This is a genomic window from Pseudomonas sp. S3_E10 (assembly GCF_054667615.1).
Window position 1 is genome coordinate 3,424,489 of the sequence record NZ_CP162743.1, and the last position, 22,225, is coordinate 3,446,713.

General features: G+C 54.6%; 32 protein-coding genes. All 32 read left to right on the plus strand.

Annotation, left to right across the window (positions count from 1 at the left end):
- Positions 1-18 precede the first annotated feature (18 nt).
- The 32 genes from rpoC (at position 19) to AB4N98_RS15745 (ending at position 22,188) form a co-directional block, all read left to right on the plus strand.
- Positions 19-4,218, plus strand: a complete 4,200-nt coding sequence (rpoC, locus tag AB4N98_RS15590) for a DNA-directed RNA polymerase subunit beta' (RefSeq protein WP_017525956.1) — start codon at positions 19-21, stop codon at positions 4,216-4,218.
- A 216-nt stretch (positions 4,219-4,434) separates the two neighbouring features.
- Entirely contained in the window at positions 4,435-4,806 is a 372-nt protein-coding gene (gene rpsL / locus AB4N98_RS15595; protein ID WP_002555494.1) for a 30S ribosomal protein S12, read from the plus strand.
- Positions 4,807-4,924: 118 nt separating this feature from the next.
- Complete coding sequence (rpsG, locus tag AB4N98_RS15600) at positions 4,925-5,395, plus strand: 30S ribosomal protein S7 (protein WP_002555493.1); 471 nt, start codon at positions 4,925-4,927, stop codon at positions 5,393-5,395.
- Positions 5,396-5,425: 30 nt separating this feature from the next.
- On the plus strand, positions 5,426-7,531 hold the full coding sequence (gene fusA, locus AB4N98_RS15605) for an elongation factor G (RefSeq protein WP_017525957.1): 2,106 nt from the start codon (positions 5,426-5,428) through the stop codon (positions 7,529-7,531).
- A 30-nt stretch (positions 7,532-7,561) separates the two neighbouring features.
- Positions 7,562-8,755 (plus strand): elongation factor Tu, encoded by a 1,194-nt coding sequence (gene tuf / locus AB4N98_RS15610; RefSeq protein ID WP_003176426.1) that lies wholly within the window; start codon positions 7,562-7,564, stop codon positions 8,753-8,755.
- Positions 8,756-8,913: 158 nt separating this feature from the next.
- Positions 8,914-9,225, plus strand: a complete 312-nt coding sequence (gene rpsJ, locus AB4N98_RS15615) for a 30S ribosomal protein S10 (RefSeq protein WP_003186070.1) — start codon at positions 8,914-8,916, stop codon at positions 9,223-9,225.
- A gap of 81 nt (positions 9,226-9,306) precedes the next feature.
- Complete coding sequence (rplC, locus tag AB4N98_RS15620) at positions 9,307-9,942, plus strand: 50S ribosomal protein L3 (RefSeq protein ID WP_003194649.1); 636 nt, start codon at positions 9,307-9,309, stop codon at positions 9,940-9,942.
- Positions 9,943-9,954: 12 nt separating this feature from the next.
- Positions 9,955-10,557, plus strand: coding sequence for a 50S ribosomal protein L4 (gene rplD / locus AB4N98_RS15625; RefSeq protein ID WP_003176424.1), 603 nt, complete (start codon positions 9,955-9,957; stop codon positions 10,555-10,557).
- Positions 10,554-10,853, plus strand: coding sequence for a 50S ribosomal protein L23 (rplW, locus tag AB4N98_RS15630; protein WP_002555488.1), 300 nt, complete (start codon positions 10,554-10,556; stop codon positions 10,851-10,853). Before rplD ends, rplW begins: the two co-directional genes overlap by 4 nt.
- A 14-nt stretch (positions 10,854-10,867) precedes the next feature.
- Positions 10,868-11,692 (plus strand): 50S ribosomal protein L2, encoded by an 825-nt coding sequence (gene rplB, locus AB4N98_RS15635; protein ID WP_003176423.1) that lies wholly within the window; start codon positions 10,868-10,870, stop codon positions 11,690-11,692.
- Positions 11,693-11,708: 16 nt separating this feature from the next.
- Positions 11,709-11,984, plus strand: a complete 276-nt coding sequence (rpsS, locus tag AB4N98_RS15640) for a 30S ribosomal protein S19 (RefSeq protein WP_003232420.1) — start codon at positions 11,709-11,711, stop codon at positions 11,982-11,984.
- Positions 11,985-11,995: 11 nt separating this feature from the next.
- Positions 11,996-12,328 (plus strand): 50S ribosomal protein L22, encoded by a 333-nt coding sequence (gene rplV / locus AB4N98_RS15645; protein ID WP_003103908.1) that lies wholly within the window; start codon positions 11,996-11,998, stop codon positions 12,326-12,328.
- A gap of 13 nt (positions 12,329-12,341) precedes the next feature.
- Positions 12,342-13,028, plus strand: a complete 687-nt coding sequence (gene rpsC / locus AB4N98_RS15650; protein WP_003176422.1) for a 30S ribosomal protein S3 — start codon at positions 12,342-12,344, stop codon at positions 13,026-13,028.
- 12 nt (positions 13,029-13,040) lie between these two features.
- Positions 13,041-13,454, plus strand: coding sequence for a 50S ribosomal protein L16 (gene rplP, locus AB4N98_RS15655; RefSeq protein WP_003232424.1), 414 nt, complete (start codon positions 13,041-13,043; stop codon positions 13,452-13,454).
- Positions 13,454-13,645 (plus strand): 50S ribosomal protein L29, encoded by a 192-nt coding sequence (gene rpmC / locus AB4N98_RS15660; protein WP_002555481.1) that lies wholly within the window; start codon positions 13,454-13,456, stop codon positions 13,643-13,645. The genes rplP and rpmC overlap by 1 nt, the downstream gene beginning before the upstream one ends.
- 2 nt (positions 13,646-13,647) lie before the next feature.
- The gene (gene rpsQ / locus AB4N98_RS15665; RefSeq protein ID WP_003194644.1) at positions 13,648-13,914 is read left to right on the plus strand and encodes a 30S ribosomal protein S17; all 267 of its coding nucleotides are present in this window, start codon (positions 13,648-13,650) and stop codon (positions 13,912-13,914) included.
- 23 nt (positions 13,915-13,937) lie between these two features.
- Entirely contained in the window at positions 13,938-14,306 is a 369-nt protein-coding gene (rplN, locus tag AB4N98_RS15670; protein ID WP_002555479.1) for a 50S ribosomal protein L14, read from the plus strand.
- An 11-nt stretch (positions 14,307-14,317) separates the two neighbouring features.
- Entirely contained in the window at positions 14,318-14,632 is a 315-nt protein-coding gene (gene rplX / locus AB4N98_RS15675) for a 50S ribosomal protein L24 (RefSeq protein WP_007896770.1), read from the plus strand.
- A 22-nt stretch (positions 14,633-14,654) separates the two neighbouring features.
- Positions 14,655-15,194 carry a 50S ribosomal protein L5 gene (gene rplE, locus AB4N98_RS15680; protein ID WP_003194642.1) on the plus strand — a complete coding sequence of 180 codons (540 nt, stop codon included), beginning with the start codon at positions 14,655-14,657 and terminating at the stop codon, positions 15,192-15,194.
- 13 nt (positions 15,195-15,207) lie between these two features.
- Positions 15,208-15,513, plus strand: coding sequence for a 30S ribosomal protein S14 (gene rpsN, locus AB4N98_RS15685; protein WP_003176414.1), 306 nt, complete (start codon positions 15,208-15,210; stop codon positions 15,511-15,513).
- A gap of 208 nt (positions 15,514-15,721) precedes the next feature.
- Positions 15,722-16,114, plus strand: coding sequence for a 30S ribosomal protein S8 (rpsH, locus tag AB4N98_RS15690; RefSeq protein ID WP_003176413.1), 393 nt, complete (start codon positions 15,722-15,724; stop codon positions 16,112-16,114).
- A 12-nt stretch (positions 16,115-16,126) separates the two neighbouring features.
- Complete coding sequence (rplF, locus tag AB4N98_RS15695) at positions 16,127-16,660, plus strand: 50S ribosomal protein L6 (RefSeq protein ID WP_003176412.1); 534 nt, start codon at positions 16,127-16,129, stop codon at positions 16,658-16,660.
- 10 nt (positions 16,661-16,670) lie between these two features.
- Positions 16,671-17,021: a 50S ribosomal protein L18 gene (rplR, locus tag AB4N98_RS15700; protein ID WP_003186037.1), complete on the plus strand. Its 351-nt coding sequence runs from the start codon at positions 16,671-16,673 to the stop codon at positions 17,019-17,021.
- A gap of 3 nt (positions 17,022-17,024) precedes the next feature.
- Entirely contained in the window at positions 17,025-17,525 is a 501-nt protein-coding gene (gene rpsE, locus AB4N98_RS15705; protein WP_003186035.1) for a 30S ribosomal protein S5, read from the plus strand.
- A gap of 2 nt (positions 17,526-17,527) precedes the next feature.
- Positions 17,528-17,704 (plus strand): 50S ribosomal protein L30, encoded by a 177-nt coding sequence (gene rpmD / locus AB4N98_RS15710; protein ID WP_003176408.1) that lies wholly within the window; start codon positions 17,528-17,530, stop codon positions 17,702-17,704.
- 3 nt (positions 17,705-17,707) lie between these two features.
- Entirely contained in the window at positions 17,708-18,145 is a 438-nt protein-coding gene (gene rplO / locus AB4N98_RS15715) for a 50S ribosomal protein L15 (RefSeq protein WP_003176407.1), read from the plus strand.
- Complete coding sequence (gene secY / locus AB4N98_RS15720; RefSeq protein WP_003194637.1) at positions 18,146-19,474, plus strand: preprotein translocase subunit SecY; 1,329 nt, start codon at positions 18,146-18,148, stop codon at positions 19,472-19,474.
- Positions 19,475-19,502: 28 nt separating this feature from the next.
- Complete coding sequence (gene rpmJ / locus AB4N98_RS15725; RefSeq protein WP_002555468.1) at positions 19,503-19,619, plus strand: 50S ribosomal protein L36; 117 nt, start codon at positions 19,503-19,505, stop codon at positions 19,617-19,619.
- A 129-nt stretch (positions 19,620-19,748) separates the two neighbouring features.
- Positions 19,749-20,105 carry a 30S ribosomal protein S13 gene (gene rpsM, locus AB4N98_RS15730; protein ID WP_003194635.1) on the plus strand — a complete coding sequence of 119 codons (357 nt, stop codon included), beginning with the start codon at positions 19,749-19,751 and terminating at the stop codon, positions 20,103-20,105.
- 30 nt (positions 20,106-20,135) lie between these two features.
- Positions 20,136-20,525: a 30S ribosomal protein S11 gene (gene rpsK / locus AB4N98_RS15735; RefSeq protein ID WP_002555466.1), complete on the plus strand. Its 390-nt coding sequence runs from the start codon at positions 20,136-20,138 to the stop codon at positions 20,523-20,525.
- An 18-nt stretch (positions 20,526-20,543) separates the two neighbouring features.
- Positions 20,544-21,164, plus strand: a complete 621-nt coding sequence (gene rpsD / locus AB4N98_RS15740; RefSeq protein ID WP_003176404.1) for a 30S ribosomal protein S4 — start codon at positions 20,544-20,546, stop codon at positions 21,162-21,164.
- Between the two features lie 22 nt (positions 21,165-21,186).
- A complete protein-coding gene (locus AB4N98_RS15745) occupies positions 21,187-22,188 on the plus strand; it encodes a DNA-directed RNA polymerase subunit alpha (protein ID WP_003176403.1) in 1,002 nt (333 codons plus the stop codon).
- The last annotated feature ends 37 nt before the right edge of the window (positions 22,189-22,225 follow it).

Here is a 22,225-nt window from a genome sequence, read left to right on the forward strand (position 1 = left end):
CCGCCAGGAGGAAAGGCCTTGAAAGACCTACTGAATTTGCTGAAAAACCAGGGTCAAGTCGAAGAGTTCGACGCCATCCGTATTGGGTTGGCATCGCCTGAGATGATCCGTTCGTGGTCGTTCGGTGAAGTTAAAAAGCCGGAAACGATCAACTACCGTACGTTCAAACCTGAACGTGACGGCCTGTTCTGCGCCAAGATCTTTGGCCCGGTAAAGGATTACGAGTGCCTGTGCGGTAAGTACAAGCGCTTGAAGCATCGTGGTGTGATCTGCGAGAAGTGCGGCGTTGAAGTCGCATTGGCCAAGGTTCGTCGTGAGCGCATGGCGCACATCGAACTGGCTTCGCCAGTTGCCCACATCTGGTTCCTGAAATCGCTGCCGTCCCGTATCGGCCTGCTGATGGACATGACCCTGCGTGATATCGAGCGCGTTCTCTACTTCGAGAGCTACGTCGTTATCGATCCAGGCATGACCACCCTTGAAAAAGGTCAGTTGCTGAACGATGAGCAGTATTTTGAGGCGCTGGAAGAGTTCGGTGACGATTTCGATGCCCGCATGGGTGCCGAAGCTGTCCGTGAACTGCTGCACGCTATCGACCTGGAGCACGAGATTGGCCGTCTGCGCGAAGAAATTCCGCAAACCAACTCCGAAACCAAGATCAAGAAACTGTCCAAGCGTCTGAAGTTGATGGAAGCCTTCCAGGGTTCCGGCAACCTGCCAGAGTGGATGGTGCTGACCGTTCTGCCGGTTCTGCCGCCAGACCTGCGTCCGCTGGTGCCGTTGGACGGTGGTCGTTTCGCGACGTCCGACCTCAACGACCTGTACCGCCGCGTGATCAACCGTAACAACCGCTTGAAGCGCCTGCTCGATCTGTCCGCTCCGGACATCATCGTGCGCAACGAAAAGCGTATGTTGCAAGAAGCGGTCGATGCCCTGCTCGACAACGGTCGTCGTGGCCGCGCTATCACCGGTTCCAACAAGCGTCCTCTGAAATCCCTGGCTGACATGATCAAGGGTAAGCAAGGTCGTTTCCGTCAGAACCTGCTCGGTAAGCGTGTTGACTACTCCGGTCGTTCGGTAATTACCGTAGGCCCGACCCTGCGTCTGCACCAGTGCGGTCTGCCTAAGAAGATGGCACTCGAGCTGTTCAAGCCGTTCATCTTCGGCAAGCTGGAAATGCGCGGTCTCGCGACCACTATCAAAGCGGCCAAGAAAATGGTCGAGCGCGAACTGCCAGAGGTTTGGGACGTTCTCGCTGAAGTAATCCGCGAACACCCGGTCCTCCTCAACCGTGCACCGACCCTTCACCGTCTGGGTATCCAGGCGTTTGAACCGGTTCTGATCGAAGGTAAGGCTATCCAGCTGCACCCTCTGGTCTGCGCCGCGTACAACGCCGACTTCGACGGCGACCAAATGGCCGTGCACGTACCGCTGACACTGGAAGCCCAGTTGGAAGCGCGTGCGTTGATGATGTCGACCAACAACATTCTGTCGCCAGCCAACGGTGAGCCAATCATCGTTCCGTCGCAGGACGTTGTATTGGGTCTGTACTACATGACCCGCGAAGCGATCAACGCCAAAGGCGAAGGTCGAGTATTCGCTGACCTGCAGGAAGTTGACCGTGTGTTCCGTGCCGGCGAAGCCGCACTGCACGCCAAGGTCAAAGTTCGGATCAACGAAACCGTCAACGACCGTGACGGCGGCAGCGTGAGCAACACCCGTATCGTCGACACTACTGTCGGCCGTGCGCTGTTGTACCAAGTTGTGCCAAAAGGTCTGTCGTACGACGTCGTCAACTTGCCGATGAAGAAAAAGGCGATCTCCAAGCTGATCAACCAGTGCTACCGCGTGGTTGGTTTGAAAGAGACCGTGATCTTCGCTGACCAGTTGATGTACACCGGTTTTGCTTACTCGACTATTTCCGGCGTTTCCATCGGCGTTAACGACTTCGTTATCCCGGATGAAAAAGCTCGCATCATCGCGGCTGCTACCGATGAAGTGAAAGAGATCGAAAGCCAGTACGCCTCGGGCCTGGTAACACAGGGCGAGAAGTACAACAAAGTGATCGACCTTTGGTCCAAGGCCAACGACGAAGTCTCCAAGGCGATGATGGCCAACCTCTCGAAAGAGAAGGTTATCGACCGTCACGGCGACGAAGTTGACCAGGAATCCTTCAACTCGATGTACATGATGGCCGACTCGGGCGCACGGGGTTCTGCTGCGCAGATCCGTCAGCTCGCCGGTATGCGTGGCCTGATGGCCAAGCCGGACGGTTCCATCATCGAGACGCCGATTACCGCGAACTTCCGTGAAGGTTTGAGCGTACTCCAATACTTCATCTCAACTCACGGTGCTCGTAAAGGTCTGGCGGATACCGCGTTGAAAACCGCTAACTCCGGTTACCTGACTCGTCGTCTGGTAGACGTTGCACAAGACTTGGTAGTAACCGAGATCGATTGTGGCACCGAGCACGGCCTGCTGATGACTCCGCACATTGAAGGCGGTGACGTTGTAGAGCCGCTGGGTGAGCGCGTATTGGGTCGTGTTATTGCCCGTGACGTATTCAAGCCAGGTACCGAGGAAGTTATCGTTCCTGCCGGCACTCTGGTCGACGAGAAGTGGGTCGAGTTCATCGAGCTCAACAGCATCGACGAAGTGATCGTTCGCTCGCCGATCAGCTGTGAAACCCGCTACGGCATCTGCGCCAAGTGCTACGGCCGTGATTTGGCTCGTGGTCACCAGGTGAACATCGGTGAAGCGGTCGGCGTTATTGCCGCACAGTCCATCGGTGAGCCGGGTACCCAGCTGACCATGCGTACGTTCCACATCGGTGGTGCGGCCAGCCGGACCTCCGCAGCCGACAGCGTTCAGGTGAAGAATGGCGGTACCGTCCGTCTGCACAACCTGAAGCACGTTGAGCGAGTGGATGGCCACTTGGTTGCTGTTTCCCGTTCGGGTGAGCTGGCCATCGCTGATGACTACGGTCGTGAGCGTGAGCGCTACAAGCTGCCGTACGGTGCTGTGATTTCGGTTAAAGAAGGTGACAAGGTCGACGCTGGCGCAATCGTGGCCAAGTGGGATCCGCACACTCACCCAATCGTTACCGAAATGAAAGGTACCGTGACCTACGTGGGCATGGAAGAAGGCATCACGATCAAGCGTCAGACTGACGAATTGACCGGTATGACCAACATTGAAGTACTCGACGCCAAAGATCGTCCAGCTGCCGGTAAAGACATTCGTCCTGCCGTGAAGATGGTCGATGACAACGGCAAGGATCTGTTGCTGCCAGGCACTGACGTAATCGCTCAGTACTTCCTGCCAGCCAACGCCCTGGTCGGTGTAGCGGACGGTGCGAAGATCGCGATCGGTGACGTTATCGCGCGTATCCCGCAAGAAACTTCGAAGACCCGTGACATCACCGGTGGTCTGCCGCGTGTTGCCGACTTGTTCGAAGCTCGTCGTCCGAAAGAAGCGTCGATTCTGGCTGAAGTCAGCGGCACCATCGCGTTTGGTAAAGAGACTAAAGGCAAGCGCCGTCTGGTCATTACCCCGAACGACGGTAGCGATCCGTATGAAGAGCTGATTCCGAAGTGGCGTCACCTGAACGTGTTCGAAGGCGAACAGGTAAACCGCGGCGAAGTTATCTCCGACGGCCCAAGCGATCCACACGACATTCTGCGTCTGCTGGGTGTGAGTGCGCTGGCCAAGTACATCGTTAACGAGATCCAGGACGTTTACCGTCTGCAAGGCGTGAAGATCAACGACAAGCACATCGAGACCATTCTGCGTCAGATGCTGCGTAAAGTTGAAATCGCTGAATCCGGCGATTCCAGTTTCATCAAGGGCGACCAGATGGAACTGACTCACGTACTGGTAGAAAACGAGCGCCTGGCGAACGAAGAGAAATTTGTCTCCAAGTTCACTCGCGTGCTGCTGGGTATCACCAAGGCGTCGTTGTCCACTGAGTCGTTCATCTCGGCGGCCTCCTTCCAGGAGACCACTCGCGTACTGACCGAAGCAGCGGTAACCGGCAAGCGCGATTACCTGCGCGGCCTGAAAGAAAACGTGGTTGTGGGTCGTCTGATCCCAGCCGGTACCGGTTTGGCTTACCACAGCGAGCGTAAGCGCCGCCGTGATGCGGACAAGCCGCTGCGCGTGAGCGCCAGTGAAGTGGAAGCTGCACTGACCGAAGCGCTGAACTCAAGCGGTAACTGAGTTCTGCGATAGATGAGTCTGGGCCCTGGCAGCCCCATTCGTCGGATCGAGGCATTTTTGCCCCGATTCGACGAGAGGGGAGGTCGGGGCCTTGCCTTGACTGGGGGCAAGATCCTCTTTAGACTCTTGTACCCCTAAATTTGGCGGGAATTCGTTCCTGCCATTTTGCTTTTCTTGCAAGACAATAGCGTCGCAAGACAACAGTGGAGCTAGTAGATGGCAACTATCAACCAGCTGGTACGTCAGCCGCGTAAGCGTATCGTCGAGAAATCCGACGTGCCTGCGCTGCAGAACTGCCCGCAACGTCGTGGCGTATGCACTCGTGTGTATACCACCACGCCGAAAAAACCTAACTCGGCACTGCGTAAAGTATGCCGTGTGCGCCTGACCAACGGTTTCGAGGTTTCCTCGTACATCGGTGGTGAAGGTCACAACCTGCAAGAGCACAGCGTGGTACTGATCCGCGGCGGTCGTGTAAAAGACTTGCCAGGTGTTCGTTACCACACCGTACGCGGTTCCTTGGATACTTCCGGCGTTAAAGGTCGTAACCAGGGTCGTTCGAAGTACGGTACCAAGAAGCCTAAGTAGTAGCGGCTTTTTGTAAAACTGAATCATCTTATTTTCTGAGTCGATAAGAGTAAGGTCGGAGGCGTCCCGCAAGGGCACCGATTCCGAACGAACCTGAAGACCGTTTGAGGGCTTATCCATGCCAAGAAGACGCGTAGCAGCCAAGCGCGAAGTGCTTGACGATCCAAAATACGGAAGCCAAATCCTGGCCAAGTTCATGAACCACGTGATGGAAAGCGGCAAGAAAGCCGTTGCCGAGCGTATCGTTTATGGCGCGCTGGAAAAGGTTAAAGAACGCAAGAACAGCGACCCCCTGGAAATCTTCGAGAAAGCTCTCGACGCCATCGCTCCGCTGGTCGAAGTGAAGTCGCGCCGTGTAGGCGGTGCTACTTACCAGGTTCCGGTTGAAGTTCGTCCGTCCCGTCGTAACGCTCTGGCAATGCGCTGGTTGGTAGACTTCGCCCGTAAGCGCGGCGAGAAGTCTATGGCTCTGCGTTTGGCTGGCGAACTGTTGGACGCTGCTGAAGGTAAAGGTGCTGCTGTTAAGAAGCGTGAAGACGTGCACCGTATGGCTGAAGCTAACAAAGCTTTCTCGCACTACCGCTTCTAATCTTAGCTTCACTAATTTTGCGAGGGCTTTATGGCTCGTACTACTCCGATTAGCCGCTACCGTAACATCGGTATCGTTGCTCACGTGGATGCTGGTAAAACCACCACCACTGAGCGCGTACTGTTTTACACCGGCAAAAGTCACAAAATGGGCGAGGTGCATGACGGCGCCGCGACCACAGACTGGATGGTTCAGGAGCAGGAGCGTGGTATTACCATTACTTCTGCTGCTATTACCGCCTTCTGGAAAGGTTCCGAGAAGCAGTACAAAGACGAGCATCGCTTCAACGTAATCGATACCCCGGGCCACGTAGACTTCACCATTGAAGTTGAGCGTTCTCTGCGCGTACTCGACGGCGCTGTCGTTGTGTTCTGCGGTACCTCGGGTGTTGAGCCTCAGTCGGAAACCGTATGGCGTCAAGCCAACAAATACGGCGTTCCACGTCTTGTTTACGTAAACAAGATGGACCGTGCTGGTGCCAACTTCCTGCGCGTGATCGGTCAGATCAAGCAGCGTCTGGGTCACACTCCGGTGCCAATCCAATTGGCGATCGGTTCCGAAGACAACTTCCAGGGTCAGATCGATCTGATCAACATGGAAGCTGTTTACTGGAACGACTCCGACAAAGGTATGGTTCCTGTTCGTAAGCCTATCCCTGCAGAGTTGCAGGAGCTGGCTGACGAGTGGCGTAACAACATGGTTGAGGCTGCTGCCGAAGCCAGCGAAGAGCTGATGAACAAGTACCTCGAAGGTGAAGAACTCACCAACGTGGAAATCAAGGCCGCTCTGCGTCAGCGTACTATTGCTGGCGAAATCGTCTTGGCTGTTTGCGGTTCTTCCTTCAAGAACAAGGGCGTTCCCCTGGTTCTTGACGCCGTTATCGACTACTTGCCTGCTCCAACCGACATTCCTGCTATCAAGGGTTCCAACCCTGATAACGAGGAAGAAGAGATGGAGCGTCACGCCGATGATAGCGAGCCGTTCTCGGCTCTGGCGTTCAAGATCGCTACCGACCCATTCGTGGGTACTTTGACCTTCGTCCGCGTTTACTCGGGCGTGTTGGCCTCCGGCGACGGCGTGATCAACTCGGTTAAAGGCAAGAAAGAGCGTGTGGGTCGTATGGTGCAAATGCACGCAAACGCCCGCGAGGAGATCAAGGAAGTACGCGCTGGTGACATCGCGGCCCTGATCGGCATGAAGGACGTCACCACTGGTGAGACTTTGTGCGACGCTGCCAAGCCAATCATCCTGGTTCGCATGGACTTCCCGGAGCCGGTTATTTCGGTTGCCGTAGAGCCTAAGACCAAGGATGACCAGGAAAAAATGGGTATCGCTCTGGGCAAGCTTGCTCAGGAAGATCCATCTTTCCGTGTCAAGACTGATGAAGAGACTGGTCAAACGATCATCTCCGGCATGGGCGAGCTGCACCTGGACATCCTGGTTGACCGGATGCGCCGTGAGTTCAACGTCGAAGCCAACATCGGTAAGCCTCAGGTTTCCTATCGTGAGCGCATCACGAAGAACTGTGAAATCGAAGGCAAGTTCGTTCGTCAGTCCGGCGGTCGTGGTCAGTTCGGTCACTGCTGGATCCGTTTTGCTCCTGCTGACGAAGGTCAGGAAGGTCTGCAATTCGTGAACGAAGTAGTGGGTGGTGTTGTTCCTAAGGAATACATCCCTGCTATCCAGAAGGGTATCGAAGAGCAGATGAAGAACGGTGTTGTTGCCGGCTATCCGCTGATCGGCCTGAAAGCAACCGTTTTTGACGGTTCTTACCACGACGTCGACTCCAACGAGATGGCGTTCAAGGTGGCTGCTTCCATGGCAACCAAGCAACTGGCCCAGAAGGGCGGTGGTGAGTTGCTTGAGCCAATCATGGCGGTAGAAGTTGTTACACCTGAAGACTATATGGGTGATGTCATGGGCGACCTTAACCGTCGTCGCGGCATGATCTTGGGTATGGAAGACACGGTTTCCGGCAAAGTGATTCGCGCCGAGGTTCCGTTGGGTGAGATGTTCGGTTATGCGACCGACGTTCGCTCCATGTCCCAGGGGCGCGCAAGCTACTCTATGGAATTCAAAAAATACAACACAGCTCCGGCGCACATCGCTGAAACTGTATCCAAAAAACAAGGCTGATTCAGTCCTTTAGGCAAGGAGTTAATTGTCGTGGCTAAAGAAAAATTTGATCGTTCCCTACCGCACGTCAACGTTGGCACCATCGGTCACGTTGACCACGGTAAAACCACTCTGACTGCTGCTCTGACTCGCGTTTGCTCCGAAGTATTCGGTTCTGCAATCGTTGATTTCGATAAAATCGACAGCGCACCAGAAGAAAAAGCTCGTGGTATCACCATCAACACCGCGCACGTTGAATACAACTCGCTGATCCGTCACTACGCTCACGTTGACTGCCCAGGTCACGCTGACTATGTGAAGAACATGATCACCGGTGCTGCCCAGATGGACGGCGCGATCCTGGTTTGCTCGGCCGCTGATGGTCCGATGCCACAAACCCGTGAGCACATCCTGCTGTCCCGTCAGGTAGGTGTTCCGTACATCGTGGTTTACCTGAACAAGGCTGACCTGGTAGACGACGCTGAGCTGCTGGAACTGGTTGAGATGGAAGTGCGCGATCTGCTGAGCACTTACGACTTCCCAGGCGACGACACTCCGATCATCATCGGTTCTGCTCGTATGGCTCTGGAAGGCAAAGATGACAACGAAATGGGCACCACGTCCGTTCGTAAACTGGTTGAAACTCTGGACAGCTACATCCCAGACCCAGTTCGTGTTATCGACAAGCCGTTCCTGATGCCAATCGAAGACGTATTCTCGATCTCTGGTCGCGGTACTGTTGTGACTGGTCGTATCGAGCGCGGTATCGTTAAGGTTCAAGATCCACTGGAAATCGTTGGTCTGCGTGACACTACCGTCACCACCTGCACCGGTGTTGAAATGTTCCGTAAGCTGCTCGACGAAGGTCGTGCTGGCGAGAACTGCGGCGTTCTGCTGCGTGGTACCAAGCGTGACGACGTTGAGCGTGGCCAGGTTCTGGTTAAGCCAGGTTCGGTTAAGCCGCACACCAAGTTCGAAGCTGAAGTGTACGTGCTGAGCAAAGAAGAAGGCGGTCGTCACACTCCGTTCTTCAAAGGCTACCGTCCACAGTTCTACTTCCGTACTACTGACGTGACTGGCAACTGCGAACTGCCGGAAGGCGTTGAGATGGTAATGCCGGGCGACAACATCAAAATGGTTGTTACCTTGATCAAAACCATCGCAATGGAAGACGGTCTGCGTTTCGCTATTCGCGAAGGCGGCCGTACCGTTGGTGCTGGCGTTGTAGCTAAAATCATCGAGTAATTATCTCTTTCGAGATAGCTCTTGGTTTTGAGAAGGCCCCCGCTTAGCGGGGGCCTTTTTTATTGGGTTGACACCTATCTGGGGCGTCTATAGAATTGCGCCTCCTTTTAACGGGCGTATTGCGCTCGCTGGGAATAGCAGCCGGAGTCTGAAATCCAATGCAAAATCAGCAAATCCGTATCAGGTTGAAGGCTTTTGACCATCGCCTGATCGACCAATCCACCCAGGAAATCGTGGAAACCGCGAAACGTACTGGTGCACAAGTGCGTGGTCCAATTCCACTGCCTACCCGTAAAGAGCGGTTCACCGTTCTGGTCTCCCCGCACGTCAACAAAGACGCGCGTGACCAGTACGAGATCCGTACTCATAAGCGCGTACTGGACATCGTCCAGCCAACGGATAAAACCGTTGATGCACTTATGAAGCTCGATCTGGCGGCCGGTGTGGAAGTACAGATCAGCCTCGGCTAAGACTTGGGTCTTAGTCGTGTAACGCTCTGAAATGGGCGGCCATAGCGGGTGAAAGCCCCGTACACTCATGAGGTTTACAACATGACTATTGGTGTAGTCGGTCGTAAATGCGGTATGACCCGTATTTTCACCGAAGAAGGTGTCTCCATTCCGGTCACGGTCATTGAGATCGAGCCGAATCGCGTCACCCAGTTCAAAACTGAAGAAACCGATGGCTATCGTGCAGTGCAAGTCACTGTAGGCGAGCGTCGTGCTTCGCGTGTGACTGCTGCTCAAGCGGGTCACTTCGCTAAAGCAAACGTTGCAGCTGGTCGCACTGTTATGGAGTTCCGTCTTGAAGACGGCGACTACCAGGCTGGCGATCTGATCAACGCTGAAATCTTCGCCGCTGGTCAACTGGTTGATGTAACCGGTCAGTCCAAGGGTAAAGGCTTCCAGGGTACGATCAAGCGTTGGAATTTCCGTGGCCAAGACAACACTCACGGTAACTCCGTCTCCCACCGCGTCCCGGGCTCTATTGGCCAGTGCCAGACTCCTGGTCGTGTATTCAAGGGCAAAAAAATGTCCGGTCATATGGGCGCTGAGCGCGTGACCGTGCAGTCCCTCGAAGTAGTGCGCGTCGACGCTGAACGCAATCTGTTGTTGGTCAAGGGTGCTGTTCCTGGCGCTACTGGCGGCAACCTGGTTGTACGTCCAGCGGCCAAGGCTCGCGGTTAAGGGGAAGCTGACATGCAATTAAATGTAAATGACGCTCAAGCGATCGAAGTTTCCGAACTGACATTTGGCGGCGAATTCAACGAGACGCTGGTTCACCAAGCAGTCGTGGCCTACATGGCCGGCGGCCGTCAAGGTAGCAAGCAGCAAAAGACCCGTTCCGACGTTCGTGGTGGCGGTAAGCGCCCTTGGCGTCAGAAAGGCACTGGCCGTGCTCGTGCCGGTACTATCCGTAGCCCAATCTGGCGTGGCGGCGGTACCACTTTCGCAGCTCGTCCACAGGATCACTCTCAGAAGCTCAACAAGAAGATGTACCGCGCAGCTCTGCGCTCCATCCTTGCTGAACTCGTGCGTACTGATCGTCTGGTCGTGGTTCAGGACTTCGCTGTTGAAAGTCCAAAAACCAAAGATCTGCTGGGCAAACTGAACAACATGAGCCTGACCGACGTTTTGATCGTGTCTGAAGCTGTTGATCAGAACCTGTACCTGGCTGCTCGCAACCTGCCACACGTTGATGTACGTGACGTGCAAGGTTCCGATCCAGTTAGTCTGATCGCATACGACAAGGTGTTGATCACCGTGTCGGCCGTGAAGAAATTCGAGGAGCTGCTGGGATGAACCAGGAACGCGTATTTAAAGTTCTGCTTGGCCCGCACGTTTCCGAAAAGGCTACGGTTCTGGCTGACAAGAAAGGCCAGTTCGTTTTCAAGGTTGCAACTGACGCAACCAAGCTGGAAATCAAGAAGGCCGTCGAAAGCCTGTTCAGCGTGAAAGTAGAGCGTGTTACTACCCTGAACGTTCTGGGTAAGAGCAAGCGCACTGCTCGCGGTCTGGGCAAGCGTAATGACTGGAAGAAGGCAGTTATCTCCCTTCAGCCAGGCCAAGATCTCGATTTCAGCAGCAGTGCTGAGTAAGGAAGGGGTGCATCATGGCAATCGTTAAATGCAAACCGACTTCCCCTGGCCGCCGTTTTGTGGTCAAGGTGGTCAACCAGGAGCTGCATAAAGGCGCTCCTCACGCACCGCTGCTCGAGAAAAAATCGAAGACTGGTGGTCGTAACAACAATGGTCGTATTACCACTCGTCACATCGGTGGTGGCCATAAGCAGCATTATCGTCTGGTCGACTTCCGTCGCAACGACAAAGATGGCATCTCTGCCACTGTCGAGCGTATTGAATACGATCCAAACCGTACTGCTCACATCGCTCTGCTGCTGTACGCAGATGGCGAGCGTCGCTACATCATCGCCCCTAAAGGCGTGAGCGCTGGCGACCAGCTGATCGCAGGTGCCCTGGCGCCGATCAAGCCGGGCAACGCTCTGCAACTGCGTAACATTCCAGTTGGTAGCACCGTACACGGCATCGAATTGAAGCCAGGTAAAGGCGCGCAAATCGCTCGTTCCGCTGGTGCTTCGGCTCAGCTGATCGCTCGTGAGGGTGTCTACGTGACCCTGCGTCTGCGTTCTGGTGAGATGCGTAAAGTGCTGGCTGAATGCCGCGCGACCCTGGGTGAAGTCTCGAACTCCGAGCACAGCCTGCGTTCGCTGGGTAAAGCTGGTGCCAAACGCTGGCGTGGCGTTCGCCCAACCGTTCGTGGTGTTGCCATGAACCCGGTTGACCACCCACACGGTGGTGGTGAAGGTCGTACCTCTGGTGGTCGTCATCCGGTATCGCCATGGGGCTTCCCGACTAAGGGCGCGAAGACTCGTGGTAATAAGCGTACCGACAAAATGATCGTCCGTCGTCGCAAGTAAATAGAGGGATACGACAGTGCCACGTTCTCTGAAAAAAGGTCCTTTTATTGATCTTCACCTACTGAAGAAGATCGAAGTGGCGGCGGAAAAGAACGATCGCAAACCGGTGAAAACCTGGTCGCGCCGTTCGATGATCCTGCCACAAATGGTCGGTCTGACCATCGCTGTACACAACGGTCGTCTGCACGTCCCAGTTCTCGTGAACGAAGACATGGTTGGCCACAAACTGGGCGAGTTCGCCGGTACCCGCACTTATCGTGGGCACGTGGCTGACAAGAAAGCCAAGCGTTAAGGGGTTAGGAAATGGAAGTAGCCGCTAAGTTGTCGGGCGCTCGAATCTCCGCCCAGAAAGCCCGCTTGGTCGCCGACCAGATCCGCGGGAAGAAGGTGGGCGAAGCGCTCAACCTGTTGGCTTTCAGCAGTAAGAAAGCCGCCGAGATCATGAAGAAAGTGCTGGAGTCGGCCGTAGCCAACGCCGAGCATAACGAAGGCGCAGACGTTGATGACCTGAAGGTCAGCACCGTTTTCGTCAACGAAGGGCGTTCGCTGAAGCGCATCATGCCACGTGCCAAAGGCCGTGCTGATCGCATCGTCAAGCGGTCTTGCCATATCACTGTCAAGGTTGCTGACAAGTAACGGAGTCGAAGAGATGGGTCAGAAAGTACATCCCATTGGCATTCGCCTGGGAATCGTCAAGGAGCACACCTCCGTCTGGTACGCAGACGGTCGGACTTATGCGGACTACTTGTTCGCTGATCTGAAGGTGCGTGAGTATCTCCAAGACAAACTAAAAAGCGCGTCCGTAAGCCGTATCGATATCCATCGTCCGGCCCAAACTGCACGTATCACCATCCACACCGCTCGTCCAGGTATCGTTATCGGGAAGAAAGGTGAAGATGTTGAGAAACTGCGTCAGGACCTGACCAAGCAAATGGGTGTGCCTGTGCACATCAATATCGAAGAGATCCGTAAGCCGGAACTCGACGGTATGCTGGTTGCGCAGAGCGTAGCTCAGCAGCTGGAGCGTCGCGTAATGTTCCGTCGCGCTATGAAGCGCGCTGTACAGAACGCCATGCGCATTGGTGCCAAAGGCATCAAAATCCAAGTGAGCGGTCGTCTCGGCGGTGCTGAAATCGCACGTACTGAATGGTATCGCGAAGGTCGTGTGCCACTGCACACCCTGCGTGCCGACATCGACTATGCCAACTACGAAGCTCACACCACTTATGGTGTGATCGGTGTAAAGGTTTGGATCTTCAAAGGCGAAGTAATTGGTGGTCGCCAAGAAGAACTGAAACCACAAGCACCAGCGCCTCGTAAAAAAGCTGCTAAGTAAGGGGTACGCCAAATGTTGCAACCAAAGCGTACGAAGTTCCGCAAGCAGATGACAGGCCACAACCGTGGTCTGGCTCAGCGCGGTAGCAAAGTCAGCTTCGGCGAGTTCGCGCTGAAGTCTGTAGCTCGTGGTCGTCTCACCGCTCGTCAGATCGAGTCAGCGCGTCGTGCACTGACCCGTCACGTTAAACGTGGCGGCAAGATCTGGATCCGTGTATTCCCGGACAAGCCGATCTCCAAAAAACCTCTCGAGGTTCGGATGGGTAAAGGTAAGGGTAACGTGGAATACTGGGTAGCCCAGATTCAGCCAGGCAAAGTCCTGTATGAAATCGAGGGTGTAACTGAAGAGCTGGCGCGTGAGGCTTTTGCCCTGGCTGCTGCAAAGCTGCCGCTCGCCACCGCCTTTGTTAAACGGACGGTGATGTGATGAAAGCGAATGAACTTCGTGAAAAATCCGCACAGCAGCTGAACGAGCAACTGCTCGGCCTGCTGCGCGACCAGTTCAATCTGCGTATGCAGAAAGCAACTGGCCAGTTGGGGCAGTCTCATCTGCTCTCGCAAGTTAAGCGTGACATTGCTCGCGTGAAGACTGTGCTCAACCAGCAGGCAGGTAAGTGATCATGGCTGAAGCCGAAAAGACTGTCCGTACGCTGACTGGCCGTGTTGTCAGCGACAAGATGGACAAAACCATCACCGTTCTGATCGAGCGTCGCGTTAAGCACCCGATCTACGGTAAATATGTTAAGCGTTCGACTAAGCTGCACGCGCACGACGAAACCAATCAGTGCCACATCGGCGACAAAGTCACTATTCGTGAAACTCGTCCGATGGCCAAGACCAAGTCTTGGGCGCTGGTTGATGTTCTCGAACGCGCTGTGGAAGTCTAAGGACTAGGGGTCGGAGAAATTATATGATTCAGACTCAATCCATGCTCGATGTGGCCGATAACAGCGGCGCTCGCCGTGTTATGTGCATCAAGGTGCTGGGTGGCTCCCATCGTCGTTACGCTGGTATCGGTGACATCATCAAAGTTACCGTCAAGGAAGCAATTCCTCGCGGTAAAGTGAAAAAAGGCCAAGTGATGACTGCTGTTGTAGTCCGCACTCGTCACGGCGTACGCCGTGCAGATGGCTCCATTATCCGCTTTGACGGCAACGCTGCTGTTCTTCTGAACAACAAGCAAGAGCCGATCGGCACCCGTATCTTTGGGCCAGTGACCCGTGAACTTCGTACTGAGAAGTTCATGAAGATCGTCTCGCTCGCCCCAGAAGTGCTGTAAGGAGATCCGACATGCAAAAGATTCGTCGTGACGACGAGATCATCGTGATCGCCGGCAAAGACAAAGGTAAGCGCGGTAAGGTGCTGAAGGTTCTCGCTGATGACCGTCTGGTCGTTGGTGGTTTGAACCTGGTCAAGCGTCATACCAAGCCTAACCCGATGTCGGGCGTACAGGGCGGTATCGTCGAAAAAGAAGCGCCACTGCACGCTTCTAACGTCGCCATTTTCAACGGCGAAACCAACAAGGCTGATCGTGTTGGTTTCAAAGTAGAAGACGGTAAGAAAATTCGTGTCTTCAAGTCGACCCAAAAAGCGGTTGATGCTTGAACACTGCTAGGTAGATAAGACCATGGCACGACTACAAGAGATTTACCGGAAGGAAATCGCCCCCAAGCTTAAGGAAGAACTTAAGCTCGGGAACGTGATGGAAGTTCCGCGCGTTACCAAAATCACCCTGAACATGGGTCTGGGCGAAGCGATCGGCGACAAAAAAGTCATCGAGCACGCTGTTGCTGACCTGGAAAAGATCACCGGCCAGAAAGTCGTTGTGACCTACGCTCGGAAATCCATCGCTGGCTTTAAAGTCCGTGAAGGTTGGCCGATCGGCGTCAAAGTGACCCTGCGCCGTGAGCGTATGTACGAATTCCTGGATCGTCTGCTGTCGATCTCCCTGCCTCGGGTTCGCGACTTCCGCGGCCTGAATGCCAAGTCCTTCGATGGTCGTGGTAACTACAGCATGGGCGTGAAAGAGCAGATCATCTTCCCGGAAATCGACTACGACAAGATCGATGCTCTCCGCGGTCTGGACATCACCCTGACCACCACTGCCAAGAACGATGATGAAGGTCGCGCCCTGTTGCGTGCTTTCAAATTCCCGTTCCGCAACTGATTGGAGTAGGACCATGGCCAAGATGAGCATGAAAAATCGCGAGCTGAAGCGTCAGCTCACGGTTGCCAAGTACGCCAAAAAGCGTGCAGCACTGAAAGCAATCATCGTTGATCTGAACGCAAGTCCAGAAGCACGTTGGGAAGCTACAGTTGCCCTGCAGAAGCAGCCACGTGACGCAAGCGCCTCGCGCATGCGTAACCGCTGCCGCCTGACTGGTCGTCCGCACGGCGTTTACCGCAAGTTCGGCCTCGGCCGTAACAAGCTGCGTGAAGCCGCAATGCGTGGTGACGTACCAGGTCTGGTTAAAGCCAGCTGGTAAGTACTTTCAACGTCCAGGTGGTCTGAATCGAAAGATACTGACCACCGGTGACCTTGAATCTGGAACAAGCCCCTTTTGGGGCTTGTTTCATTTCCGGAGTGTGTCTAGAATACCCGGCTCGCCTGAGCCCGTGTTTTCTATGCTCGGAGATTCTCGGCGACATATGTAGCCGTAAGGCTAATTTTTTTGTATTAGGAGCGTCTAGCCCATGAGTATGCAGGACCCGTTAGCGGACATGCTAACTCGTATCCGTAATGCCCAGATGGCTGAAAAGTCCGTCGTAAGCATGCCATCTTCCAAGTTGAAGGTAGCTGTTGCCAAAGTCCTGAAAGACGAAGGCTACATTGCGGGTTATCAGATCAGCAGCGAAATCAAACCACTGCTGTCCATCGAGCTGAAGTACTTCGAAGGCCGTTCGGTCATCGAGGAAGTGAAGCGCGTTAGCCGTCCAGGCCTGCGTCAGTACAAGTCCGCTGAAGATCTGCCGAAAGTTCGTGGCGGTCTGGGCGTGTCTATCGTCTCCACCAACAAAGGTGTGATGACGGATCGTGCTGCGCGCGCTGCCGGTGTCGGCGGCGAAGTTCTTTGCACTGTGTTCTAAGGGGGGATAAGCATGTCTCGCGTCGCTAAGAACCCCGTTAAGCTGCCAGCCGGTGTCGAAGTCAAATTCGCAGGCCAACAGCTTTCGGTGAAGGGTGCCAAGGGCACTCTTGAACTGAACATCCATTCGTCCGTTGAGATCGTTGAAGAAGCTGGTGAGCTGCGTTTCGCTGCTCGCAATGGCGATCAACAAACTCGCGCAATGGCCGGTACCACGCGTGCGTTGGTAAACAACATGGTCCAAGGCGTAAGCCAAGGCTTCGAGCGTAAGCTCCAGCTGGTCGGTGTTGGTTACAAAGCGCAAGCAAAAGGCACGGTTTTGAACCTGGCCCTTGGCTTCTCGCACCCAGTGGATTACGAACTGCCGGAAGGCATCACCGCTGAGACCCCTAGCCAAACCGATATCCTGATCAAGGGTATTGATAAGCAGCTGGTAGGTCAGGTGGCCGCTGAGATCCGCGACTTCCGTCCACCAGAGCCGTACAAAGGCAAAGGTGTGCGCTACGCGGACGAAGTCGTCCGTCGTAAAGAAGCCAAGAAGAAGTAGGGCATAGCAAATGACCGACAAAAAAGTTACTCGACTGCGTCGCGCTCGCAAAGCACGCCTGAAAATGCACGAACTCGAAGTCGTGCGTCTCTGCGTGTTCCGCTCGTCGCAGCACATCTACGCCCAGGTCATCTCGGCCGACGGCAACAAAGTTCTGGCAAGTGCCTCGACTTTGGATAAAGAACTGCGTGATGGTGCCACTGGCAACATCGACGCGGCCACAAAGGTTGGCCAGCTGGTCGCTACGCGTGCTAAGGCCGCTGGCGTCTCGCAAGTGGCTTTCGACCGCTCTGGCTTCAAGTACCATGGCCGCGTTAAAGCGCTGGCTGATGCTGCTCGTGAAGCTGGGCTGGAGTTCTAAGTTATGTCAAATAACGACCAAAAGCGCGACGAAGGCTACATTGAGAAGCTGGTTCAAGTTAACCGCGTAGCCAAAACCGTTAAAGGCGGCCGTATCTTCACTTTCACCGCGTTGACCGTGGTGGGTGATGGTAAAGGGCGTGTTGGCTTCGGCCGTGGCAAGTCGCGTGAAGTGCCTGCTGCGATCCAGAAGGCAATGGAAGCTGCTCGTCGCAACATGATCCAAGTTGATCTGAACGGCACCACTCTGCAGTACGCAATGAAATCCGCCCATGGCGCTTCGAAGGTGTACATGCAGCCTGCTTCTGAAGGTACCGGTATCATCGCTGGCGGCGCTATGCGTGCTGTTCTCGAAGTTGCTGGCGTTCAGAACGTTCTGGCCAAGTGCTACGGCTCGACTAACCCAGTAAACGTGGTTCACGCCACTTTCAAGGGTTTGAAAGCTATGCAATCTCCTGAATCCATTGCCGCCAAGCGTGGCAAAAGCGTCAAGGAGATCTTCTGATCATGGCTACCGTTAAAGTAACGCTGATCAAAAGCATGACCGGTCGCATCCCTAACCACAAATTGTGCGTTAAGGGTTTGGGTCTGCGTCGCATCGGTCACACTGTAGAAGTCCAGGATACTCCCGAGAATCGCGGGATGATCAACAAGGCTTACTACATGCTGCGTGTCGAGGGTTAATCGATGAAACTCAATGATCTGAGTCCAGCGCCGGGTTCCCGTCGTGAAAAGCATCGTCCGGGCCGTGGTATCGGTAGCGGTTTGGGTAAGACTGGTGGCCGTGGCCACAAAGGTCAAACCTCCCGCTCCGGTGGCACCATTGCTCCAGGCTTTGAAGGCGGTCAACAGCCGCTGCATCGTCGCCTGCCTAAGTTCGGTTTCGTATCCCTGAAAGCCATGGACCGCGCAGAAGTGCGTCTGTCCGAGCTGGCTAAAGTGGAAGGCGACATCGTTACTGTGCAGACCCTGAAAGATGCCAACGTGATCAACGTCAACGTACAACGTGTGAAAATCATGTTGTCCGGTGAAGTGACTCGCGCTGTCACTATCGGCAAGGGAATCGGCGCCACCAAAGGTGCGCGTTCGGCTATCGAAGCAGCTGGCGGCAAGTTCGAGGAATAAATGGCTAAGCAAGGTGCTCTCTCAGCGCTCGGCAAAGGCGGTATGTCTGAACTTTGGGCTCGTCTGCGTTTTCTGTTCCTGGCGATTATCGTCTACCGAATAGGCGCACACATCCCGGTTCCAGGTATCAACCCGGACCGACTCGCAGACCTGTTTCGACAGAATGAGGGGACCATTCTTAGCTTGTTCAACATGTTTTCCGGTGGCGCGCTGGAACGGATGAGCATCTTTGCGTTGGGGATCATGCCGTACATCTCGGCATCGATCATCATGCAGTTGATGACCGCCGTCAGTCCGCAACTGGAGCAGTTGAAGAAGGAAGGTGAAGCTGGTCGTCGCAAGATTAGCCAGTACACCCGCTACGGCACTGTCGTCCTCGCCCTGGTCCAAGCTATCGGCATGTCCGTTGGCTTGGCCGGGCAGGGCGTTGCGTTCACTGGTGACTTTGGCTTCCATTTCGTCGCGGTATCCACGTTTGTGGCTGGTGCGATGTTCATGATGTGGCTGGGTGAGCAGATTACTGAGCGTGGTGTTGGCAACGGTATCTCGATGTTGATTTTCGCAGGTATCGTCGCCGGTCTTCCGAGAGCGATAGGGCAGTCTTTCGAGTCTGCGCGTCAGGGTGATATCAACATTTTCGCCTTGGTTGCCATCGGTTTGCTGGCAGTAGCGATTATCGGTTTTGTGGTGTTCATTGAGCGTGGTCAGCGTCGTATTGCTGTTCACTACGCCAAGCGTCAGCAGGGCCGTAAGGTTTTTGCCGCGCAGACCAGCCACTTGCCGCTGAAAGTGAATATGGCCGGTGTTATTCCGGCAATTTTCGCGAGCAGCATTTTGCTGTTTCCGGCTTCGTTGGGTACCTGGTTTGGTCAGTCTGAAAATATGGGCTGGCTGCAGGACCTCTCTCAGTCGATCGCTCCTGGTCAGCCGTTGAATATTCTGCTGTTTAGTGCAGGGATTATTTTCTTCTGCTTCTTCTATACGGCGTTGATGTTCAATCCGAAAGACGTAGCGGAAAACCTGAAGAAGTCCGGTGCCTTTATTCCGGGCATTCGTCCAGGTGAGCAGTCTGCACGCTACATTGATGGCGTTCTGACCCGTTTAACCCTGTTCGGTGCTCTATATATGACGGCCGTGTGCTTGTTGCCCCAGTTCCTGGTGGTTGCAGCAAACGTTCCGTTCTACCTTGGCGGGACCTCGTTGCTGATCGTCGTCGTGGTTGTGATGGACTTCATGTCCCAAGTACAATCGCACCTCGTTTCGCACCAGTACGAATCCCTGATGAAGAAAGCCAACCTGAAGGGCTACGGCAGCGGCATGTTGCGCTGAGTACCCCATAAGGTTCGAGGAGTTGGTGATGAAAGTTCGTGCATCGGTGAAAAAGCTGTGCCGTAACTGCAAGATTATTCGCCGCGAAGGTGTTGTTCGAGTAATTTGCAGCGCGGAACCGCGTCACAAACAGCGCCAAGGCTGAGTGTGATCCGCTTGAAGCCCGGCAGCTAGTGCGCTGCCGGGTTGATTATTTGTTATTACAGCGATATTATCTCGCGCCCTATTTCTTGGCTTCCGGGGCGTAGGTAGCTGTCAATTGGAGTCCCACTGAATGGCCCGTATTGCAGGCGTTAACATTCCAGATAACAAGCACACTGTTATCTCGCTGACCTACATCTATGGTGTTGGTCGCACTACTGCGCAGAAAATTTGCGCAGTTGCTGGGGTAAACCCAGCCGCTAAGATCAAGGATCTGAGCGACGAGCAGATTGAACAGCTGCGTGGCGAAGTGGCGAAGTTCACCACTGAAGGTGACCTGCGTCGCGAAATCAACATGAAAATCAAGCGTTTGATGGACCTCGGTTGCTATCGCGGTCTGCGTCATCGTCGTGGTCTTCCAGTACGCGGTCAGCGTACCAAGACTAACGCGCGTACCCGTAAAGGTCCGCGTAAGCCGATCCGCAAGTAATCGCCCCAGCGAATCGACAGGAAAATTATCATGGCAAAACCTGCTGCTCGTCCTCGTAAAAAAGTTAAAAAGACAGTGGTTGATGGCATCGCCCACATCCATGCATCTTTTAACAACACCATCGTGACCATCACCGACCGTCAAGGTAACGCGCTTTCTTGGGCTACCTCCGGTGGTTCGGGTTTCCGCGGTTCCCGCAAGTCCACCCCGTTTGCTGCTCAAGTAGCTGCTGAACGTGCTGGTCAAGCTGCGCTGGAATACGGCCTGAAAAACCTCGACGTTAACGTCAAAGGTCCAGGTCCAGGTCGTGAGTCTGCTGTCCGTGCTTTGAACGGCTGTGGCTATAAGATCGCCAGCATCACCGACGTGACGCCAATCCCGCACAACGGGTGCCGTCCGCCGAAGAAGCGCCGCGTGTAATCCAGGAGATTGTAAAGAATGGCTCGTTACATTGGTCCAAAATGCAAACTCGCTCGTCGCGAAGGCACCGATCTCTTCCTGAAGAGCGGCGTGCGCGCGATCGAATCGAAGTGCAACATTGAAGCAGCACCTGGTATCCACGGCCAACGCCGCGGTCGCCAGTCCGATTACGGCACCCAACTGCGTGAAAAGCAGAAGGTCCGTCGTATCTACGGCGTTCTCGAGCGTCAGTTCAGCGGCTACTACAAAGAAGCTGCTGGCAAGAAAGGTGCAACCGGTGAAAACCTGCTGCAACTGCTCGAATGCCGTCTGGACAACGTTGTATACCGTATGGGCTTTGGTTCTACTCGTGCCGAATCCCGTCAGCTGGTATCGCACAAGTCGATCAGCGTTAACGGTCAGACCGTAAACGTTCCGTCCTACCAGGTTCGTGCTGGTGACGTGGTCGCAGTTCGCGAGAAAGCTAAAAACCAACTTCGCATTGTCCAAGCTCTCGATCTGTGTGCCCAACGTGGCCGCGTAGAATGGGTAGAAGTAGACACTGAGAAGAAGTCGGGCGTTTTCAAGAACGTTCCAGCTCGCAGTGATCTGTCCGCCGACATCAACGAAAGCCTGATTGTCGAGCTCTACTCCAAGTAAGGGCTAGAAAATAGGTGCATCCATGCAGATTTCGGTAAATGAGTTCCTGACACCCCGCCACATTGATGTGCAGGTTGTCAGTCCAACCCGCGCCAAGATCACTCTCGAGCCTCTCGAGCGTGGTTTTGGCCACACCCTGGGCAACGCGCTGCGCCGCATCCTGTTGTCCTCAATGCCCGGCTGTGCAGTAGTCGAGGCCGAGATTGACGGTGTGCTCCACGAGTACAGCGCCATCGAAGGTGTACAGGAAGACGTAATTGAAATCCTGTTGAACCTTAAAGGTCTGGCTATCAAGCTGCACGGCCGTGACGAAGTTACGCTGACCTTGTCGAAGAAGGGTTCGGGGGTGGTTACCGCTGCCGATATTCAGCTGGATCATGATGTCGAGATCGTTAACCCCGATCACGTAATCGCTAACCTGGCGTCTAACGGCGCCCTGAACATGAAGCTCACTGTAGCTCGTGGTCGTGGTTATGAACCGGCCGACTCGCGTCAGAGCGATGAAGACGAAAGCCGCAGCATTGGTCGCTTGCAGCTTGACTCTTCGTTCAGCCCGGTTCGCCGTATCGCATACGTGGTGGAAAACGCCCGTGTCGAACAGCGTACTAACCTGGACAAGCTGGTTATTGATCTGGAAACCAACGGTACTCTGGATCCTGAAGAGGCTATTCGCCGCGCTGCAACCATTCTGCAACAGCAGTTGGCTGCGTTCGTCGACCTCAAAGGTGACAGCGAACCAGTGGTAATCGAGCAGGAAGACGAGATCGATCCGATCCTGCTTCGCCCGGTTGACGATCTGGAACTGACTGTACGTTCGGCTAACTGCCTTAAGGCGGAAAACATTTACTACATCGGTGACCTGATTCAGCGTACCGAAGTAGAACTGTTGAAGACTCCGAACCTGGGCAAGAAATCCTTGACTGAAATCAAGGACGTTCTGGCCTCCCGCGGTCTGTCCCTCGGCATGCGCCTCGACAACTGGCCGCCTGCAAGTCTTAAGAAGGACGACAAGGCGACTGCCTGATCGTCGTAATCACCGAACGTGAGTTTGGTAAGGAATG

Coding starts and splice junctions, on each gene's coding strand:
- rpsJ (WP_003186070.1), top strand. CDS start 8,914: ATGCAAAATCAGCAAATCCGTATCAGGTTGAAGGCTTTTGACCATCGC.
- rpsN (WP_003176414.1), top strand. CDS start 15,208: ATGGCCAAGATGAGCATGAAAAATCGCGAGCTGAAGCGTCAGCTCACG.
- rpsH (WP_003176413.1), top strand. CDS start 15,722: ATGAGTATGCAGGACCCGTTAGCGGACATGCTAACTCGTATCCGTAAT.
- rplX (WP_007896770.1), top strand. CDS start 14,318: ATGCAAAAGATTCGTCGTGACGACGAGATCATCGTGATCGCCGGCAAA.
- rpsM (WP_003194635.1), top strand. CDS start 19,749: ATGGCCCGTATTGCAGGCGTTAACATTCCAGATAACAAGCACACTGTT.
- rplR (WP_003186037.1), top strand. CDS start 16,671: ATGACCGACAAAAAAGTTACTCGACTGCGTCGCGCTCGCAAAGCACGC.
- rpsG (WP_002555493.1), top strand. CDS start 4,925: ATGCCAAGAAGACGCGTAGCAGCCAAGCGCGAAGTGCTTGACGATCCA.
- secY (WP_003194637.1), top strand. CDS start 18,146: ATGGCTAAGCAAGGTGCTCTCTCAGCGCTCGGCAAAGGCGGTATGTCT.
- rpsK (WP_002555466.1), top strand. CDS start 20,136: ATGGCAAAACCTGCTGCTCGTCCTCGTAAAAAAGTTAAAAAGACAGTG.
- rpsQ (WP_003194644.1), top strand. CDS start 13,648: ATGGCTGAAGCCGAAAAGACTGTCCGTACGCTGACTGGCCGTGTTGTC.
- rpmD (WP_003176408.1), top strand. CDS start 17,528: ATGGCTACCGTTAAAGTAACGCTGATCAAAAGCATGACCGGTCGCATC.
- rpmC (WP_002555481.1), top strand. CDS start 13,454: ATGAAAGCGAATGAACTTCGTGAAAAATCCGCACAGCAGCTGAACGAG.
- rpsE (WP_003186035.1), top strand. CDS start 17,025: ATGTCAAATAACGACCAAAAGCGCGACGAAGGCTACATTGAGAAGCTG.
- rplF (WP_003176412.1), top strand. CDS start 16,127: ATGTCTCGCGTCGCTAAGAACCCCGTTAAGCTGCCAGCCGGTGTCGAA.
- rpsD (WP_003176404.1), top strand. CDS start 20,544: ATGGCTCGTTACATTGGTCCAAAATGCAAACTCGCTCGTCGCGAAGGC.
- rplV (WP_003103908.1), top strand. CDS start 11,996: ATGGAAGTAGCCGCTAAGTTGTCGGGCGCTCGAATCTCCGCCCAGAAA.
- rplB (WP_003176423.1), top strand. CDS start 10,868: ATGGCAATCGTTAAATGCAAACCGACTTCCCCTGGCCGCCGTTTTGTG.
- fusA (WP_017525957.1), top strand. CDS start 5,426: ATGGCTCGTACTACTCCGATTAGCCGCTACCGTAACATCGGTATCGTT.
- rplD (WP_003176424.1), top strand. CDS start 9,955: ATGCAATTAAATGTAAATGACGCTCAAGCGATCGAAGTTTCCGAACTG.
- rpsL (WP_002555494.1), top strand. CDS start 4,435: ATGGCAACTATCAACCAGCTGGTACGTCAGCCGCGTAAGCGTATCGTC.
- AB4N98_RS15745 (WP_003176403.1), top strand. CDS start 21,187: ATGCAGATTTCGGTAAATGAGTTCCTGACACCCCGCCACATTGATGTG.
- rplW (WP_002555488.1), top strand. CDS start 10,554: ATGAACCAGGAACGCGTATTTAAAGTTCTGCTTGGCCCGCACGTTTCC.
- rpsC (WP_003176422.1), top strand. CDS start 12,342: ATGGGTCAGAAAGTACATCCCATTGGCATTCGCCTGGGAATCGTCAAG.
- rpmJ (WP_002555468.1), top strand. CDS start 19,503: ATGAAAGTTCGTGCATCGGTGAAAAAGCTGTGCCGTAACTGCAAGATT.
- rplN (WP_002555479.1), top strand. CDS start 13,938: ATGATTCAGACTCAATCCATGCTCGATGTGGCCGATAACAGCGGCGCT.
- rplC (WP_003194649.1), top strand. CDS start 9,307: ATGACTATTGGTGTAGTCGGTCGTAAATGCGGTATGACCCGTATTTTC.
- rplE (WP_003194642.1), top strand. CDS start 14,655: ATGGCACGACTACAAGAGATTTACCGGAAGGAAATCGCCCCCAAGCTT.
- rplP (WP_003232424.1), top strand. CDS start 13,041: ATGTTGCAACCAAAGCGTACGAAGTTCCGCAAGCAGATGACAGGCCAC.
- rplO (WP_003176407.1), top strand. CDS start 17,708: ATGAAACTCAATGATCTGAGTCCAGCGCCGGGTTCCCGTCGTGAAAAG.